At 54.0% G+C, this 15,875-nt stretch carries 12 protein-coding genes; 4 read left to right on the forward strand and 8 right to left on the reverse strand.

Annotation, left to right across the window (positions count from 1 at the left end; all coding sequences use genetic code 11):
- Positions 1–2 precede the first annotated feature (2 nt).
- The 6 genes from F8R23_RS05865 to F8R23_RS05890 form a co-directional block, all read right to left on the reverse strand.
- Entirely contained in the window at positions 3–2,186 is a 2,184-nt protein-coding gene (locus F8R23_RS05865; RefSeq protein WP_129938257.1) for a polysaccharide biosynthesis tyrosine autokinase, read from the reverse strand.
- A gap of 28 nt (positions 2,187–2,214) precedes the next feature.
- The gene (locus F8R23_RS05870; RefSeq protein ID WP_151415381.1) at positions 2,215–3,348 is read right to left on the reverse strand and encodes a polysaccharide export protein; all 1,134 of its coding nucleotides are present in this window, start codon (positions 3,346–3,348) and stop codon (positions 2,215–2,217) included.
- A 46-nt stretch (positions 3,349–3,394) separates the two neighbouring features.
- Positions 3,395–4,444, reverse strand: a complete 1,050-nt coding sequence (gene wecA / locus F8R23_RS05875) for a UDP-N-acetylglucosamine--undecaprenyl-phosphate N-acetylglucosaminephosphotransferase (protein ID WP_112349681.1) — start codon at positions 4,442–4,444, stop codon at positions 3,395–3,397.
- A 180-nt stretch (positions 4,445–4,624) separates the two neighbouring features.
- Entirely contained in the window at positions 4,625–5,581 is a 957-nt protein-coding gene (locus F8R23_RS05880; RefSeq protein WP_129934324.1) for an NAD-dependent epimerase/dehydratase family protein, read from the reverse strand.
- Between the two features lie 182 nt (positions 5,582–5,763).
- Entirely contained in the window at positions 5,764–6,663 is a 900-nt protein-coding gene (locus F8R23_RS05885) for a transcriptional regulator (protein WP_129934323.1), read from the reverse strand.
- 777 nt (positions 6,664–7,440) lie between these two features.
- Entirely contained in the window at positions 7,441–8,832 is a 1,392-nt protein-coding gene (locus tag F8R23_RS05890; protein ID WP_151415382.1) for a NarK family nitrate/nitrite MFS transporter, read from the reverse strand.
- 362 nt (positions 8,833–9,194) lie between these two features.
- On the opposite strand from F8R23_RS05890, the gene narX reads away from it, so the two are divergent.
- Positions 9,195–10,979, forward strand: coding sequence for a nitrate/nitrite two-component system sensor histidine kinase NarX (gene narX, locus F8R23_RS05895; protein WP_129938258.1), 1,785 nt, complete (start codon positions 9,195–9,197; stop codon positions 10,977–10,979).
- Positions 10,980–10,990: 11 nt separating this feature from the next.
- Complete coding sequence (gene narL / locus F8R23_RS05900) at positions 10,991–11,641, forward strand: two-component system response regulator NarL (protein ID WP_151415383.1); 651 nt, start codon at positions 10,991–10,993, stop codon at positions 11,639–11,641.
- Here the strand turns inward: narL and F8R23_RS05905 are convergent.
- On the reverse strand, positions 11,638–13,131 hold the full coding sequence (locus F8R23_RS05905; RefSeq protein WP_129938259.1) for a YchO/YchP family invasin: 1,494 nt from the start codon (positions 13,129–13,131) through the stop codon (positions 11,638–11,640). The two genes, narL and F8R23_RS05905, sit on opposite strands and share 4 nt — an antisense overlap.
- Before the next feature lie 521 nt (positions 13,132–13,652).
- Here F8R23_RS05905 and F8R23_RS05910 point away from each other — a divergent pair.
- Together F8R23_RS05910 and F8R23_RS05915 are read left to right on the forward strand one after the other, a co-directional pair.
- Complete coding sequence (locus F8R23_RS05910; RefSeq protein ID WP_151415384.1) at positions 13,653–14,354, forward strand: prepilin peptidase; 702 nt, start codon at positions 13,653–13,655, stop codon at positions 14,352–14,354.
- Positions 14,355–14,488: 134 nt separating this feature from the next.
- Complete coding sequence (locus tag F8R23_RS05915) at positions 14,489–15,055, forward strand: YbhB/YbcL family Raf kinase inhibitor-like protein (RefSeq protein WP_129938261.1); 567 nt, start codon at positions 14,489–14,491, stop codon at positions 15,053–15,055.
- Positions 15,056–15,059: 4 nt separating this feature from the next.
- On the opposite strand, the gene cobA is transcribed toward F8R23_RS05915, so the two are convergent.
- Positions 15,060–15,875 carry a uroporphyrinogen-III C-methyltransferase gene (cobA, locus tag F8R23_RS05920; RefSeq protein WP_129938262.1) on the reverse strand — a complete coding sequence of 272 codons (816 nt, stop codon included), beginning with the start codon at positions 15,873–15,875 and terminating at the stop codon, positions 15,060–15,062.

Below are 15,875 nucleotides of genomic sequence, written 5' to 3' on the forward strand. Positions count from 1 at the left end.
GGCTACTGGACCTTTTCCTGATGGCTGGGGTAAGCAAAGGCGTAGTACCCGGCGTCGGTGGCGGTTTTCTTCACCATACCGTTGAGGATCACCCCTTTAATGGTCACCCCGTTCTGCTCGAAGCGGCGGATACTGGTCTCGATCTGCCTGACGGTGTTGACCTCAAAGCGCACTACCATCAATGCGGTACCGGCATGATGGCCCACGATGGCGGCATCGGTCACCGCCAGTACCGGCGGCGTGTCGATCAGCACCAGATCATAGTTCTGCCCCGCCCAACGCAGGAAGTCGGCAAAGCGCTGGTGCATCAGCAGTTCAGACGGATTCGGTGGCACCTGACCACGCGGCACAAAGTCCAGATTGGCAATGTCAGTTTTCTTCACCGCCTGGTCTGGGGCGATCAGCCCCGACAGCATGTCTGAAAGACCACCCTTGGCGCTGTTGTTCAGCCAACGGTGCAAAAAGCCTTTGCGCATGTCGGCGTCGATCAACAACACCCGCTGACCGGCCTGGGCGATCACCACCGCCAGGTTGGTGCTGGTAAAGCTTTTACCGCTGGCGGGACTGGCGCCGGAAACCATCAGAATGTTGTTTTTGGCCTCCATCATGGCGAAGTGCAAACTGGTGCGCAGACTGCGGAACGCCTCAACCGACAAGTCCTCCGGTTCCTCTTGCGCCAGGATCGGCAGTTTGCCGCTGCTGCTTTTGGTCAACAATTGCTGCTGAGTACGGTTACGCTTTTGCTGCCAGGGTGATAACGGCACCGTGGCGTACACGCTGATGCCGCGCTTTTCCAGCGTATCGGTGTCACTGATGCCACGGTGGAGCGCGGCACGCAACACCACCACTGAGGCTGACAGCACGCCGCCCATCAACAGAGCGAAGAAAACGATCATCATTTTTTGCGGCTGAACGGGGCGCAGACCGGTTTCCGCCTCATCGATAATACGAATGTTGCCCACCGTGCCGGCCTTGCTGATGCTTAATTCCTGCTGCTTGTTCATCAGTTGCATGTAGACCTGCTGATCCACCTGCACGTCCCGGGTCAAACGCAGAATTTCCTGCTGGGTTTTTGGCAAGCTCTGTACCTGCTTACCCAACCGCGCCTTTTCCGCTTCCAGCGTGGCGCGCTTTTCCAACAGTGCCCGGTAAGCCGGATGTACGCGAGTATAAAGCTTGGAGATTTCCGCCTCTTTGAAGGTCAGCTCATTCAACTGGCCTTCCAACTGCACCTGAGTGTCCAGCACCGATTTGGCTTCCAGTGACAAATCCACCGAATCGTTCTGCTGACGGAACTGGTTAAGCTGATTCTCTGCGTTATTAAGCGAACTCTGGGTACGCGGCAACTGTTCGTGCAGGAAAGCCAGCATGCGCTGTGCTTCCTCGGTTTTGCGATCCACGTTTTGCTGCAGGTAGTTATCGGTGATGCTCTTAAGCACCGCCTCCGCACGCTGCGGATCCTCCCCCGCCAGGCTGAAGGTCATGATGCCGCTTTCCTTGCCACCGGGGGCGACATCCAGCATGTTGCGCAGATCGTCCACCGCTTTCTGACGTGGCACGTTAACCACGCTGAAGGTGGTCCCCGGCAAGGCTTCGAGCGCGGTCACATTGATTGCCCAGCCGCCCTGCTGCAATAGCTGCCCAACGCTGCCACTGAACAGGGTTTTACCGTCATGGCTCAGGCTATAGCGCTGTTGATCTTCCGCCGTCAGGGTCAATTCCTGGCCCTGCATGATGGCCGGGACCTTCATGCCGGAGATATTCAGTACCGGGGGCGTTTCACCGCTCAGGCGAGCAATGCCCTTGCCGAACAGCGGGAAGTAATCCGGGCTGATTCGCACCGTCAGGCCAAGGTCGTCGACGGTTTTGCCAATCACGTAGCGCGATTTTGCCAGCGAAACCTCGTCCTGGGTCGCCGCGTTTTGCCCGATGGATCCGCCAATCGAACTGTCCAGAGTTTCACGCAGCAACGAGTCACCCGAAAGCTGTTTTTCCACCTGCACCAGTGCGGTAGCCTGATAGATTGGCGTTGCCATCAACGCATAAGCGCAGCCGAGAATGCCGGCCACGCCGGTCACCAGCAGAATGCGCCAACGGTTGTCCCACAGCGGGCCAATCAGTCGCTCCCACTCCAGTTTGTCGTCCTGCTCAGCCATCACAATCGGCAATGCATTGTTCTTCATCATCGGTTTTCCTTTAGTCACCGTTACGGGTTTACCAGTTACGTACCCGCAACGTGGCCTCGCTGAGGTCGTTAAAGCTGGAAATGGTCGGTGCCAACTGGCTGATCAAACGGTTCCAGCGCGCGATCGGCGCCGCAGTGACGTACACCACATCGTAAGGCTCCAACTGGAATTCGGTGCCCATCGCCAACGCGGAAGCATCAGAAAGGTCGAACTGATAGAGCGATGCCAGCCGCTGTGGCTGTTTGCCTCCGTTCGGGCGGATCACGAACACGCCGGTCGCGTCGGCGACCGTTTGGCTGATCCCTTCGGAGCTGCCCAACGCCTCGGTCAATGTCATCCCGCTGCGATCCATTTTCAGCGTTGACTGCTTGCCGACCTCACCCATAACGAACACTTTCAGTTCGTCGTTGCGCGGCACATACAAGATGTCGCCCGGCTCCAGCAGGTGGTTTTGGCTGATATCGCCACGTTGCATCAGTGCCTGCAGGGAAATCGGCTGCTCTTTACCCTGATGCGTTAACACCACGTTGCGCCAGTCGGCGTTGTCCGTCAGGCCGCCGGCGGCATTGACCGCATCAAGAATGGTCAGCGGCACGTTGGTCACGGGCTGCTGTCCTGAAGTTTTCACTTCACCGGTCACATAGACTTTTTGCGAACGGAAGGCGGCGATGCTGACATCCACCTGCGGGCTTTCCACATAGGTAGCCAGTCGACCGGCAATCTGGTTACGCACTTCGCTGACGGTTTTTCCCACCACCTTCACCCGACCGATATACGGATAGAAGATAGAGCCGTCGGCATGTACCCAGTTGCCGGTGTCGCTGGCGCTGCGGTATTGTCCAGCGGGCGTGGTCAGTTCGGGATGATCCCAGACGGTGACGTTAAGCACATCGCCGACACCGATACGGTACTGATAACTTTGCAGACGCTGGTCCAGTGCCAGGTTTGGTCGCGCTACCGGCTCAACCCGACGCATTTTTTGCAGCAGCATCGGCGTAACGCGGTACACCTGGACCTGTTTATTCAAATCAAAGTCTTCGTCCTGTTGAGTCACTGTCTCTTTGCCATGGGTCGGCAAGTGTGAACCCGGAAAGGCAGTGCAACCACTAAGCAAAACGCTGGACAGCACCAGTGGCATCAAATGAGGCAAATGAAGGTTCATAACGGTACCGTGAGAAAACGGGCCGCCGTTGCGGCCCGTTGGAGGATTAACGATCGGCGGTAGGGTTATCGGTAAATATCCTTGCCTGACGAGGTTCGTGCAGCAGGGCAAAATAACCGAAGAAGCAAAATACGAAGGCCAACAGCATCAGGTGGTCCGGCAACTGCAACACTTCGCTACAGATTCCCACGCAGGCCAAAGTGACCGCCAACATGCAGCTCATGGCCAGCGCCTGGCGCGCATTGAGGCCACGACGCATCAGAATGTGATGCAGGTGATCGCGTCCGGCCTTGAACGGGCTCTGGCGACGCAACAAACGCCGTACCATCACTGTCACCATATCCATCAGTGGGATGGCGATTAACCACAGTGCGGTCACCGGCCGTATTATTGCGTCGTCTCCCTGAGTAGCGACAATCAACAACCACAGCACGCTGAAGCCAATAACCATGCTGCCGGCATCACCCATGAAAATCTTGTTACGCGCACCGAACACGCTGAGGTTAAACAACAGATACGCCGCCAGAGCCGCTATCAGGCTCAGACACCACAACGCCTGCGCGTCATGCCCGGCCAGACCGAACAGGATAGCCAATGCCATAAAGGTGACACAGGACAGCGCGCCAAGCTGGCCGTCGATGCCGTCAACCATGTTATAGGCGTTGATCGCCCCCCATACCGCCAGCGGCGTAATCAGCAAGGCGGCATAACCCAGCAGTAACTCCTGGTGACCCCACAGATGTCCGAAGGAAGTAAGTTGCATCCCTGCTGCCAGCATCATCGCCAGCGCAATCCCTCCCTGCACAATGACGCGCGGCGCCACCGGCAGATCAAAACGGTCATCAAGCACTCCCAGCATCACCAACGCCGTGACGCACAACAAATAGGTAGTGCTGTGCGGCAGCCAATCCGGTTGCCAGAAGGTCACCAGCGTCATGATCAGGTAAATGGCAATGCCACCGACCAACGGAATATGCCCCTGATGGCGTTTGCGGGCATTGGGTTTATCCACTAACCCCACCGCCAGTGCAGCGCGCCTGGCAATAACGACCAGCATCAGCGCCAAAATAAATATCACACTCAGTTGATATAACATGATCCCTCCAGCGAATAAGCACGCTACCGCCCTTGAGTTACAGCTCCCAATGCGCTATTAACAGAAATAAAATTGACAGTGCCAGGATATAAGTCAGCATGAGTTAATCCTGTTAAATACAGATTTATCCGCTTGTCAGCGGTGAAAAATAAACAACCCTGATCTTAGAGAAAGTTATCTCTAGGAAAACTCGTGTTTAATTGTTCTTTCGATTGCCGAATCAAGTTCAACCGGCGCCACGAAATCACTTTGTACATTGCTTTTAAATTGTGTTCTGGCGCAGAATTTTTGCACCCGTACGCGGCTAATAGGGAATTTACGGCGACTTATTTTACTCACCAAATCCAATGCTGTTGCGCCACAGAGACCAAATAAATAGGGAATGCGAATAGTCTTATTACTTTTTCCTAATGAAGAAGAAATAACATCAACCAGTTGATTCATGGTGAAGTCAGGTTTATCAACATAATTACTGACCTGATAAATTGCCTGCTGATCCAGCGCGTGCTCCAGTCTGGCGGCAATATTTTCCACGTAAGCCATGGACTTCATATTATTGCCGCTGCCAATCATCACAAAACGACCGCTGGCGATTTGCCGGAACAAGTTATAGACGTTGCCACGATTATTTTCACCAAACACTACCGTCGGGCGGATGATGGTTAATTTGTTGCTGCCCTCGGCTTTGCGCCAGGCTTCGTAGACATACTCGGCCTCCAGCTTGGATTTTCCGTAATGGTTAAAGGGTTCGAAAAGCCCTTCTTCACCGGTTTCCTGGGTCACGAAACCGTAGACCGCCACCGATGAGGTAAAGATGATTTGCTTGATATTCAATGCCGAGGCCGTCATGCAAACATTGCGCGCGCCTTCAACGTTAACCTGATAATACAGTGAGACAGGATCGACATTATCCTGATGCTCGGCCGCAAGATTAATCACGGCGTCACAATCCGCCAGTGGCTGCCGCAGGGTCTCGGGCTGGGTTACATCGCCAAATTGATAAAGCTCAGGAAAATGCTCACTTGGCTTTTTATCCACGATGGTCAACACCAGGTCGTTACGCGCACTCAGACGTTTAACCAAACGCGTCCCGATAAAGCCGGACCCCCCGATGATAGCTACTTTACGCTTATCCATAATTTGTCACTCAACCCGGTTATCCATTATTCCCTACCGCACCATTGAGGCAGGACGCTAATTGGCGTTAGAACATGGAAACCAGACTGGACAAAACAGACCGAGCTTTCAAATAACAAATAATGAAATAAAAATATTGGCCGAATGTAAAATTATCGATAAAGGTGAAATATTATCTTGTGCTAATTTTTAACATCGTAAGCAACCTGATATTCCATGGTTTTATTCGGCAGTATAAGATTAATCTTACCCGTTCCCTGCGCATCTGAAGTTTCGTATTTCACTGGCTGTTTCAACTTTCCCTGTTTGGGATCGACACACTCTATGGTCGCTTGGTCCAGGCTTTCACCCTGATACAGACAAAGCAAGGTTTGTGGCCCATTGCTCCGGGAGTTGTTCAGCGTCAGGGTAAGGACCACGCGGGTATTGTTTTGAATATCATTGATAATGGGTGGGCGAGTTTGATTCCCCAGCACATAGGAGAAATGTGAAATTATCAGTAAGGACACGAATACTGACAGATATTTTACAACTCTGACGGCCGGAACTGAGAAAAAACCTGCCGACATCGGAATTTTTTTTCTTATTGACGTATTTTTAAGCATTCCTGACGTGACAGACGGAGTAACTGGAGCCATATCCCTCTCGGATTGCTCTATTTCTTCAGTAAGAATTTCATCATCTTTATTGTCATTTTCAGAAAGTTCCGCTTGAATATCTTTATTAGCATCCTCTTCAGAATTCCATATTTCGTCAGCGATGTATTCATCTTCTTCAGAAATAAAGTGAAAAACAGCCTTATTCTCAACCTTATAACCCAGGCGAGGAATAGTTCTGATAAGTGTATGCTCTGTATCACCGATTTTTTGGCGAATTGATTTAATTGTTTGATTTATCGTTGAATCTGAACAATAAGTTCCTTTCCATATGTTTTCTATAATTTCCGTACGACTAACCAGTTCAGGTGATCTGGCGACAAGAAGTGAAAGTATCTGATACTCCTTCCAACGTAGACGAAACTTTTCCCTGGACGGTGTCAGAACATCTAGATTCCTAATCTTTATTCTTTTATCAAGATTCACTTTTAATTTCCTTAGCGTGCCTGTCCTGCACACTTTGTATAGAAATATGAAAAAATGTTCAAGAAATTAAATGTAAACTCAACAGGTTGCATTCAATAGATATTAACTTTTATAAAAATTCGCTGATTTCATTTTTTACATTACCTCTCAAATGGAGGTTCTGATTCTTTGAATGTCTCTATTTCCCTGTTGGCATCATGGTTTCTCATCATGTTTACCGGCAATAAAATACAGCCAAGTTGCTGTTTTAAAACATAAAATACAAATATGTTACAATATTGTTATTTAAGTGAAATTGTGAAATTTCATACTCGCCGTCAAGGACACCCTCTGTTTTTCCGCCTAATCCGATTGCCAGATAGCCTACAAAAAGCCTGCAAAAACAGAATGAGAGTTATCTGATTTAATCCTTCACAGAACACCAGGTTAAAATATAGCACCAAATACAAAGGCCTATTGTCGTCCTGATGAGATGAATCTCTAATAACAAAAAAAAGCCACAATTCATTACCGCACTATATGTCATACACAGTGCTTTATTTTCGTAAGGAATTCGACTGGGTAATGAAAAAAATAACGCACAGAAAAAATTCAGTCATCGACAGTGAAAATTCACGGTTTGAGAGAGATACCTATAAACAAAGGGAAAAACAGTGCGCGATAATAAGAATATTACCTAAAGAGGTGGGAATTTCACTGAGGGAGTAAAATTTCATCGGGGGCAAAGGGGAATGAGTCCCTCCCCTGCTGGGGAGGAACCGGTGCTACTCGAAGGTTTTACTGTTTCTTGCGGCCATAAACTACCCAGGTGACCACCACACACAGCACGTAGAACAGCAGGAAGATTTTCATCGCTCCCGCCGGTGAGCCGGTCAATGCCAGAGAGGTGCCAAAGGCTTTCGGAATAAAGAAGCCGCCGGCAGCACCAATTGCCGAGATAAAGCCCAGGGCTGCCGCAGAGTCGGTCACCGCTTCGCGCTGAGCGCTTTCGTCACTGCCCCCGCTGGCCTTAACCCGGTCAACGGTGATTTTACGAAAGATCACGGCAATCATCTGGAAGGTAGAACCGCTGCCTAACCCGGCAGTGAGGAACAGCAGCATAAAGACGCTATAAAACGCAATAAACGACCCCGTATGCCCCGCCCCCGGTAAAGTCAGGAACAGCAAGGCAGCGAACACCGCCATCAGCACAAAGTTAATCAGCGTGACACGAATGCCACCAAAGCGATCGGACAATGCGCCGCCCACCGGCCGTGCCAGAGCGCCAAGGAACGGGCCGAAGAAGGCATAATGCAGGATCACCACGTCCGGGAACTGGGTTTTAGACAACATGGCGAAACCGGCGGAAAAACCGATAAAGGAACCAAAGGTGGCGAGATACAGCAGACTTAGCACCCACAGGTGGCCGCGTTTGAGTACCGGCAGTTGCTGACGCAGCGACGCTTTGGAGGCCGCCAGATCGTTCATGCCAAACCAGGCCGCAAACGTACCGACCAACAGGAACGGCACCCAGATCCATGCGGCGTTCTCCAGCCACAGTGAGCTGCCATCCGCCTGTGTCTGAGTGGTGCCACCAAAGGCACCAAAGATAGCGACAGAGATGGCCAGCGGAGCCACCAACTGCATCACGCTAACCCCCAGGTTGCCCAAACCGCCATTCAAACCCAGCGCGCCGCCCTGCCTGGCCTTCGGAAAGAAGAAGCTGATATTGGCCATGCTGGAAGCAAAGTTGGCACCGGCGAAACCACACAGCAGGGAGATAATCACAAACACGCTATAAGGGGTAGTGGCGTCTTGTACCGCAAACCCCAACCACAGACAGGGTACCAACAGAAAGCAGGTACTGATGGCAGTCCAGCGACGGCCGCCGAACAGCGGGATCACAAAGGAATAAGGCACGCGCAGGATAGCGCCAGAAACGGAAGGTAATGCAGTGAGCAGGAACAGCTGATCGGTGGTGAAATTGAAGCCAACCTTATTCAAATTGACCGCGACCGCGCTAAATAACATCCAGACGCAGAAAGCCAATAACAGACAAGGAATGGAAATCCACAGGTTGCGGTTGGCAATGCGTTGGCCACGCTGTTGCCAGAATGCGGCATCCTCAGGTTGCCAGTCCTGAATAACCGCGCCTGTTTGTTTTGATAATGACGTTGCAGATTGCGACATAAAAACCTCAGACACAGGATGATAACTCCGCACACCCTAGGCGGCGCACCCCATGGCAAAGTTGATGTAAATCAACCCGGATGCAGGTAGCCAACAGTCAAAAAAGGCTCGCCATCCCTTTGTGAGTAACCCGAGGATTCTTATAAAAGCAAAATAAATCAATCGATTGAAAAATACGCCATGCCTCAGCAACTCGCTAACATCGCGGCGTGGAAACTAGGGGGTACTTCGTTAGAGGTATGGGGTTATGCCCCGGTATGATAAAAAATGGCGCTGAATTGTTGCCACTCCGGCTGGTGCCACCTGATTTTGTCCTCTGGTTACCCGCCGTTGTCTTGCTCTGCGCCGGGGATCCCAAATTTATGAAACGCCTATTGGCTCCGCTTTCGATCGTTAATCAGGTGGCCGTATTGATGTTGCTATTGGGCATTCTTGGCGTGGCCGGTATGAGCATTTCCGCCTGGATGTCACAAAGTATTCAAGGCAACGCGCATGCCATCAACAAAGCCGGGTCGCTGCGGATGCAAAGTTACCGCCTGCTGGCGCAGGTGCCGTTGGATGCACACAGTGAAGCATTGATCCGCGAGTTGGACCAGGATGCCAACAGCCCTGATCTGCAACACTCGGTGACGCAAGAGCAACTGACCGAACAATTTCAGGCACTGTACAGCTACTGGCAATCGACTTTGTTGCCAAGGTTGCGCGAAGCCCAGCAACCGGCTGACGCCGCGCCGCAGGTGGCACATTTCGTTTCCCAGTTGGATACTCTGGTCTCCGATATCGACCACCATACCGAACGCCGACTGCTGACGGTAACACTGGTGCAAGGGGTGTTTATCGCACTGACGCTGCTGCTGTTGGTGGGCACCATTTGTTATCTGCGCCGGCGCCTGCTGCACCCCTGGCGGCAATTGGTGGCGATGGCGTTATCGGCGGGCCGCGGCGATTTCAGTCGCCGTTTTGCTCAGCGTGGGCATCAGGATGAAATGGCCTCGCTCGGCGGCGCATTAAACACCATGTCTGACGAACTTGCCGCCATGTACAGCGGGCTGGAGCAACGGGTGGCGGAAAAAACCGCCGACCTGCAGCAAAAGAATCAGGTGCTGAGCTTTTTATATCGCACCAGTCGTCAGTTGCATGCCAATGAACCGTTGTGCAGCCGCCTGACGCCAATACTCAATCAGTTGCAAACCCTGACGCCGCTGCGTGCCATCCAGGTGCGCCTGTACGAAAACAACAGTCAGGAGCAGTTTGTGCAACTGAGCGGCAACCAGCCGCTGCGGCCGGAGTATTGCAATAATCCGGTGTGCAGCGCCTGCCTGAACGACGAGGGCCAACAACAGGCCGATCACCCTTCTTTGAGCTGGAGTCTGAGTGACAAGCTGGGAGATTACGGGGTGATCGTCGCGCAACATGCGCCACAGCGGCCGCTGAATGACGATCATCAACAACTGATGAGTACTCTGGTCGAACAGTTGACCAGCGTGCTGGCGATTGAACGCCAGGTCGATCATCAACAACAGTTGATGTTGATGGAGGAACGGGCAGCAATAGCGCGCGAGCTGCATGACTCCATCGCTCAGTCGCTGTCGTGCCTGAAGATGCAAACCAGTTGCCTGCAAATGCAAGGTGCCGAGCTATCGCCCGCCAACCTGGCGCTGGTGCAACAGATGCGTGAAGAGCTGAACATCGCCTACCGTCAACTGCGTGAGCTGTTGACCACCTTCCGCCTGCGGTTGACGGAACCGGGACTACTGGCGGCGCTACAATCGACGGTGCAGGAGTTTAGCCAACGGCTCGGGATCACCATCAACCTAAACTACCAGTTAACGCCGCGTACGGTCCCCGCTTATCAGGCCATCCACCTGTTGCAGATCGCCCGTGAGGCGTTAAGCAACATCAACAAACATGCTCAGGCCAGTCAGGTGAACATTCAGGTGGTCAATCAACGTGGCGAGGTCACCCTGAGCGTCTGCGATAACGGCTGCGGGTTGCCGGAAGAGACCGATCGTCCCGATCACTACGGCCTGATCATTATGCGCGATCGCGCCAAAAGCCTGCACGGCCGCTGCGAAATTTTGCCCCGCAGCGGCGGCGGCACTGAAGTCCGGGTGGTATTTAAACCGGACAACCACGCCATCGACTAATGGGAGACACCATGACCACCGAAACTGCCGCCACTATTTTACTGATTGACGACCACCCGATGCTGCGCAATGGCGTAAAACAGCTTATCGGCATGGACCCACGCCTGCAGGTGATTGCTGAAGCCGGTAACGGCGAACAGGGGGGCGCGTTGGCCGAAGAGCACGATCCGGATCTGATCCTGCTCGATCTGAACATGCCTGGCATCAACGGGCTGGAGACGCTGGATCGCCTGCGCCAGACCGCCCTTTCCGGACGCATCGTGGTGTTTAGCGTGTCGAACCATGAAGATGATGTCGTCAGCGCGCTAAAACGCGGTGCCGATGGTTATCTGCTGAAAGATATGGAGCCCGAGGAGCTGCTAAAGGCACTGCATCAGGCAGCGGCTGGGCAGATGGTGTTAAGCGAGGCCCTGACGCCGATCCTGGCCGCCAGCCTGCGCGAGAACCGCCCCAGCGCCGAACGCGATATCCAACAGCTGACCCCCCGTGAGCGCGATATTCTCAAGCTGATCGCTCAAGGCCTGCCCAACAAGATGATCGCCCGCAAGCTGACCATCACCGAAAGCACCGTCAAGGTGCACGTCAAACACCTGTTGAAAAAAATGAAGCTGAAATCACGCGTTGAGGCCGCCGTCTGGGTGCTGCAAGGGAAGAACGGTTAATCCCCCCCGTTCAACGGCCCGGTTTCAGCCGGGATAGGCGGCGTTTGCAGTGTTTTTACCGGTGGCAACCCAGGATCAATGCTGGAAGACGCGGTCAGCGGCGGCGTCACCTGCAGCTGGATCCAGTTAGAGGTCACCAGTTGTTGCTTGTCATCCTCCAGCGTCACCGACAGACGGTAGCTGTTGGCAGCGTCCGGCGAGTTATCCCACTGTGGCACAATCAGGCTCCAGCCGTGTGGATCGTTACTGTTCTGCGACGGCGTCAAGCTCAGCGCCTGGGTATCGCCCTGCCAACTGACACGGGTGATTTTGTTGGTGGTTTTAATCTCCAACACCAGCGGCAAGGTTTCCCCGGGTTGCAGGCGCCAGGGTGGCGTGGCCAGGAACACTTGCAGCGTTTTACGCTGTTTGAACGCCATCACCGGCACATTTTTCCGTTCGATGTTGTCATAGCGGCTACCGCGCAACGACTTGGCCTGAGCGACATACTCCGGCGATATCTGCTTCACCAGCGGCACGCCAAGCCGATAACTTAACGCCAGCTCGACCTGATCCTGACTGACTCCGCCTTCCCCCATCTTGTGCAGCGCTTTCACCGTCACCAGCGGAACCGGGGTGTAATTCACCCCCAGTTGCATGGCTCGTGGATCATTTTGCTTTTTGCCGGAGCCAAACAGATCGACGTTTTCTCCCCAGTACTGTTCATAGCTGAGCGAGCCGCCAATCTGGCGGTAAAACGGCAGGTAGCCCTGAGTGGTGATGTCATAACCGCTCGCCGGACGGCTGAGGAATTGAGCGTTATCGGCCTGTTGTGCCAAAGCTGATAACGGATAGTAATAGTTGGCGGAAAAACGCAGGAAATCCCCCCAGGCTTCGGCCCCCAGACTGGCGCGCTGGTGATGGCGTTCAAAGTCGCTGTCGAGCACGGTGTTATATCCCAGCAGCCAATCACCGGCGACCCAGCGCTGCCCGAGGCCAACGTTGCCCAACGAGCCGTCCGTTTGTTGCAATAGCCCGAGTTGGCTGTAGGTCAGCAAACCGTTAACATCATGCAGCGGGCTGAATAACTGGCCGCTGCTGCCGCTAAAATCCCCTTGGTCGGACATCACCAGCGACAGTTTGGCGTTACCCAGAGGCGAAAGCAGCTCCTGCGCCTGCTGTTGCAACACGTTGCCGGCTTGCCCCACAGCATAGCTCTCGGCCCGGGTGCGCACCTGCTGACCCGAGACGTTATTCAGGTTGCGTTCACCCAACTGTTTAGCCATGGTGGCCCACTCTTTCTCACGCTCGGCGTCATTGGAAGCATTGCCGCCCAGTTCCGGCAAATCGTTGGCCGGTTGCTGAACAACCGAGTCCGGTGCAGGTGGCGATTCGGCGTAGGCGGGCAACGCGCCGCATAGCCACGCCAACCCCATCGCCGGTAAACAACCCGTGGCAAAAGGCACAACTTTTTTCAATCGGTAACGCGCTTTATGAATAACGTCTGTCATTGCACAGTCGCCACCCCTTGATCCAGAGGGTTGGCAAATAAACCCTTTCTTGCTGCCATCACTCCAGACGACAGACCACCCAAACTTTGCGCAGTCTGGCATTTTGCCCCTAACGGGCAGTTGCGAGCCAAACTGCATCATGAACCCTAAAGTCTAATGGCTTTATCATCAGAAACAATCGGATAAACCTCATTTAATTTAGTGACAACGTCACATGACCTTCAATTATTTCAGCCGGTGATGGAGTGCCAGAAAAACGCTGAAACTCTTGCGGCTGAAAACGAGAATTCACTTTATTTCATCGCTGATTTTGCCGAAAAAAACTGCAAATTTAAATTCACCAAGAAATTAATCTATTGATTATGCGTAGCAATTCGCAATTTCAGTGTATTTCACCTGGCACTTAACCGTGGATTGCGGCCCCCTGCGCAATACCGGTAATCGATAAAAACATTCGCTCTGCATGAAACCCTTTTTGCCGCTATTTTGAACGCTAATTTCAGACCGGTAAGGATGCTTTTATGTTCGATAATCCTCAGCTCGATTTCTGGTTCCGCGGCCTGTTTATCCCGGCCATGTTACTGCCCGCAGCGCTCGCCACCAGACTGATCGGCATCCCCTCACCAGGCTTGACGCAACACCCGCTACCGAGGGAACGCACGCGAATGTTGATTGCCGTCAGTGCCGGGCTGGCGGCCCTGCCTTTCAACATTCCACTGCTACAACGGCTATTGCTGCTGCCGGCAGCGGCGATATTACTGGCGCTGGCTCTCATTGACTGGCAACAGCGACTATTACCGGATCGCCTGACCCAACCGCTGCTATGGGCCGGGCTGTTGGTCAATCAGCAAGGCTATTTTGTTTCGCTGACCGAAGCGGTGACCGGGGCCTGCATCGGTTATCTTTCGCTGTGGTTGCTCAATGTGGCTTATCGCCGCAGGCGGAAAACGGACGGTATAGGTCAGGGAGACTTTAAGCTGTTGGCGGCACTGGGTGCCTGGATCGGCTGGGCCGCCCTGCCGATGCTGGTCAGCGGCGCCGCGGCAGCCGGGTTGTGCGCTACGGCAATAGCCCGTTTACTGCGCAAAGCCGGCAGGCAGGATACGCTGCCCTTTGGCCTTTATCTGGCGCTTTCCGGCTGGTTGGTTCTGTTGGCGACCGCCGATAGCGGCCCTTCACCTTTCAGCGGAGAAATCACAGCATTTCACCTTATTTCACCCTGATGCCAGACTGGCCCGGCTATTTTCCCGCTGTTATAGCCCACTGTTGGCGTAGCTGTTATGGCGCCCCTCCGCCTGCAGCACTATGCTTTGCCCAAGGCAAAACGGGGTTTACCCAAATCAACACAGGAGGTTGTATGTCAGGTCGTGGTTTATCTGCATTCGCGCTTAGCGCGGCTTTGGCTACCGGTTCGCTGTCTTTCGCGGCACAGGCCGCCGGCACCTTTACCCTCAGCTCATCGGCATTTCAGGATGGCGGCTCGCTGGCACAGAAATATGCCGGAGCCACACCGGGCAACGCCAGCTGCACCGGCAATAACGTTTCGCCACCGCTAAGCTGGGCCAACCCACCGGCAGACACCAAAAGCTTCGCCCTGCTGCTGTCCGATCCCGAAGGCCGCGCAGGTCTGGGAGTCAGTCATCTGGTAGCCTATGGCATTCCTGCCAGCGCCAGCGGCTTCGCCGAAGGCGATCTCACCCAGGGAAAAGGCTTTATTGGTGGAAAAAACTCACCGGGTACCGCGGTTTATCATGGCCCCTGCCCACCGGCGGGTTCAGGGCAGCACCACTATACCTTTGTGTTGATCGCCACCGATCTGCCGCCGCATGCGCTCGGCCCGGGGCTCACCCGTGAACAGCTATTGGAGAAATTACAGGGCCATGCCAAGGGCGGTGCGGGCATTATCGGTCGCTTCGGCCAATAGCGGTTCAGGCGGGCAACGCCTCTGTCGGCATCTCGGCGACAATAGCCGGCGCGCGGTACAGACTAACCACCTCACCAATCACCAGCAGGCTGGGTGAAAGCGGCCGCTGACGGGCAATTAACGTCGGTAATTCTGACAGCGTACCGGTCAATACCCGCTGCTGAGGCAATGTACCGCGTTCAATAATGGCCAACGGCGTCTGTGCGGCCATGCCATGGCGCATCAGTTGCGCGGCGATGGTTTCACTTAATGTCAGTCCCATATAAAACACCAGTGTCTGACCCGCAGTGACCAGGCCGTGCCAGTCCAGACTCACCTCACCGTTACGGCAATGGCCGGTGACAAAACGCACCGATTGAGCGTAATCGCGGTGTGTCAGCGGGATACCACTCGCCGCCGCACAACCGCTGGCGGCAGTGATACCCGGAACCACATGGCAGACCACGCCATGGCGCTGCAATTCAACCATCTCCTCCCCGCCGCGACCAAAAATAAACGGATCCCCCCCCTTCAGGCGTACCACCCGATTACCGGACAGGGCTAATTCGACCAGCAGGTGATCGATCTGCTTTTGCGACAGCGTGTGGCAGCCCATGGACTTACCTACGTCAATGCGCAGCGCCTCCTGCGGCAGCAAAGCCATTACCGCCGGGGAAACCAGACGATCGAACACCACCACGTCCGCCTGCCGGATCACCCGTAATGCCTTTAACGTCAGTAACTCCGCATCCCCCGGCCCGGCACCCACCAGCCACACTTCACCGTTGCGTACCGGCTGGCGATGATCGCCGGCCAACATCAGTTTCTCAATCGCGCTCAT

Source organism: Serratia proteamaculans (genome assembly GCF_008830365.1).
In the GTDB taxonomy this organism is placed as follows: domain Bacteria; phylum Pseudomonadota; class Gammaproteobacteria; order Enterobacterales; family Enterobacteriaceae; genus Serratia; species Serratia proteamaculans.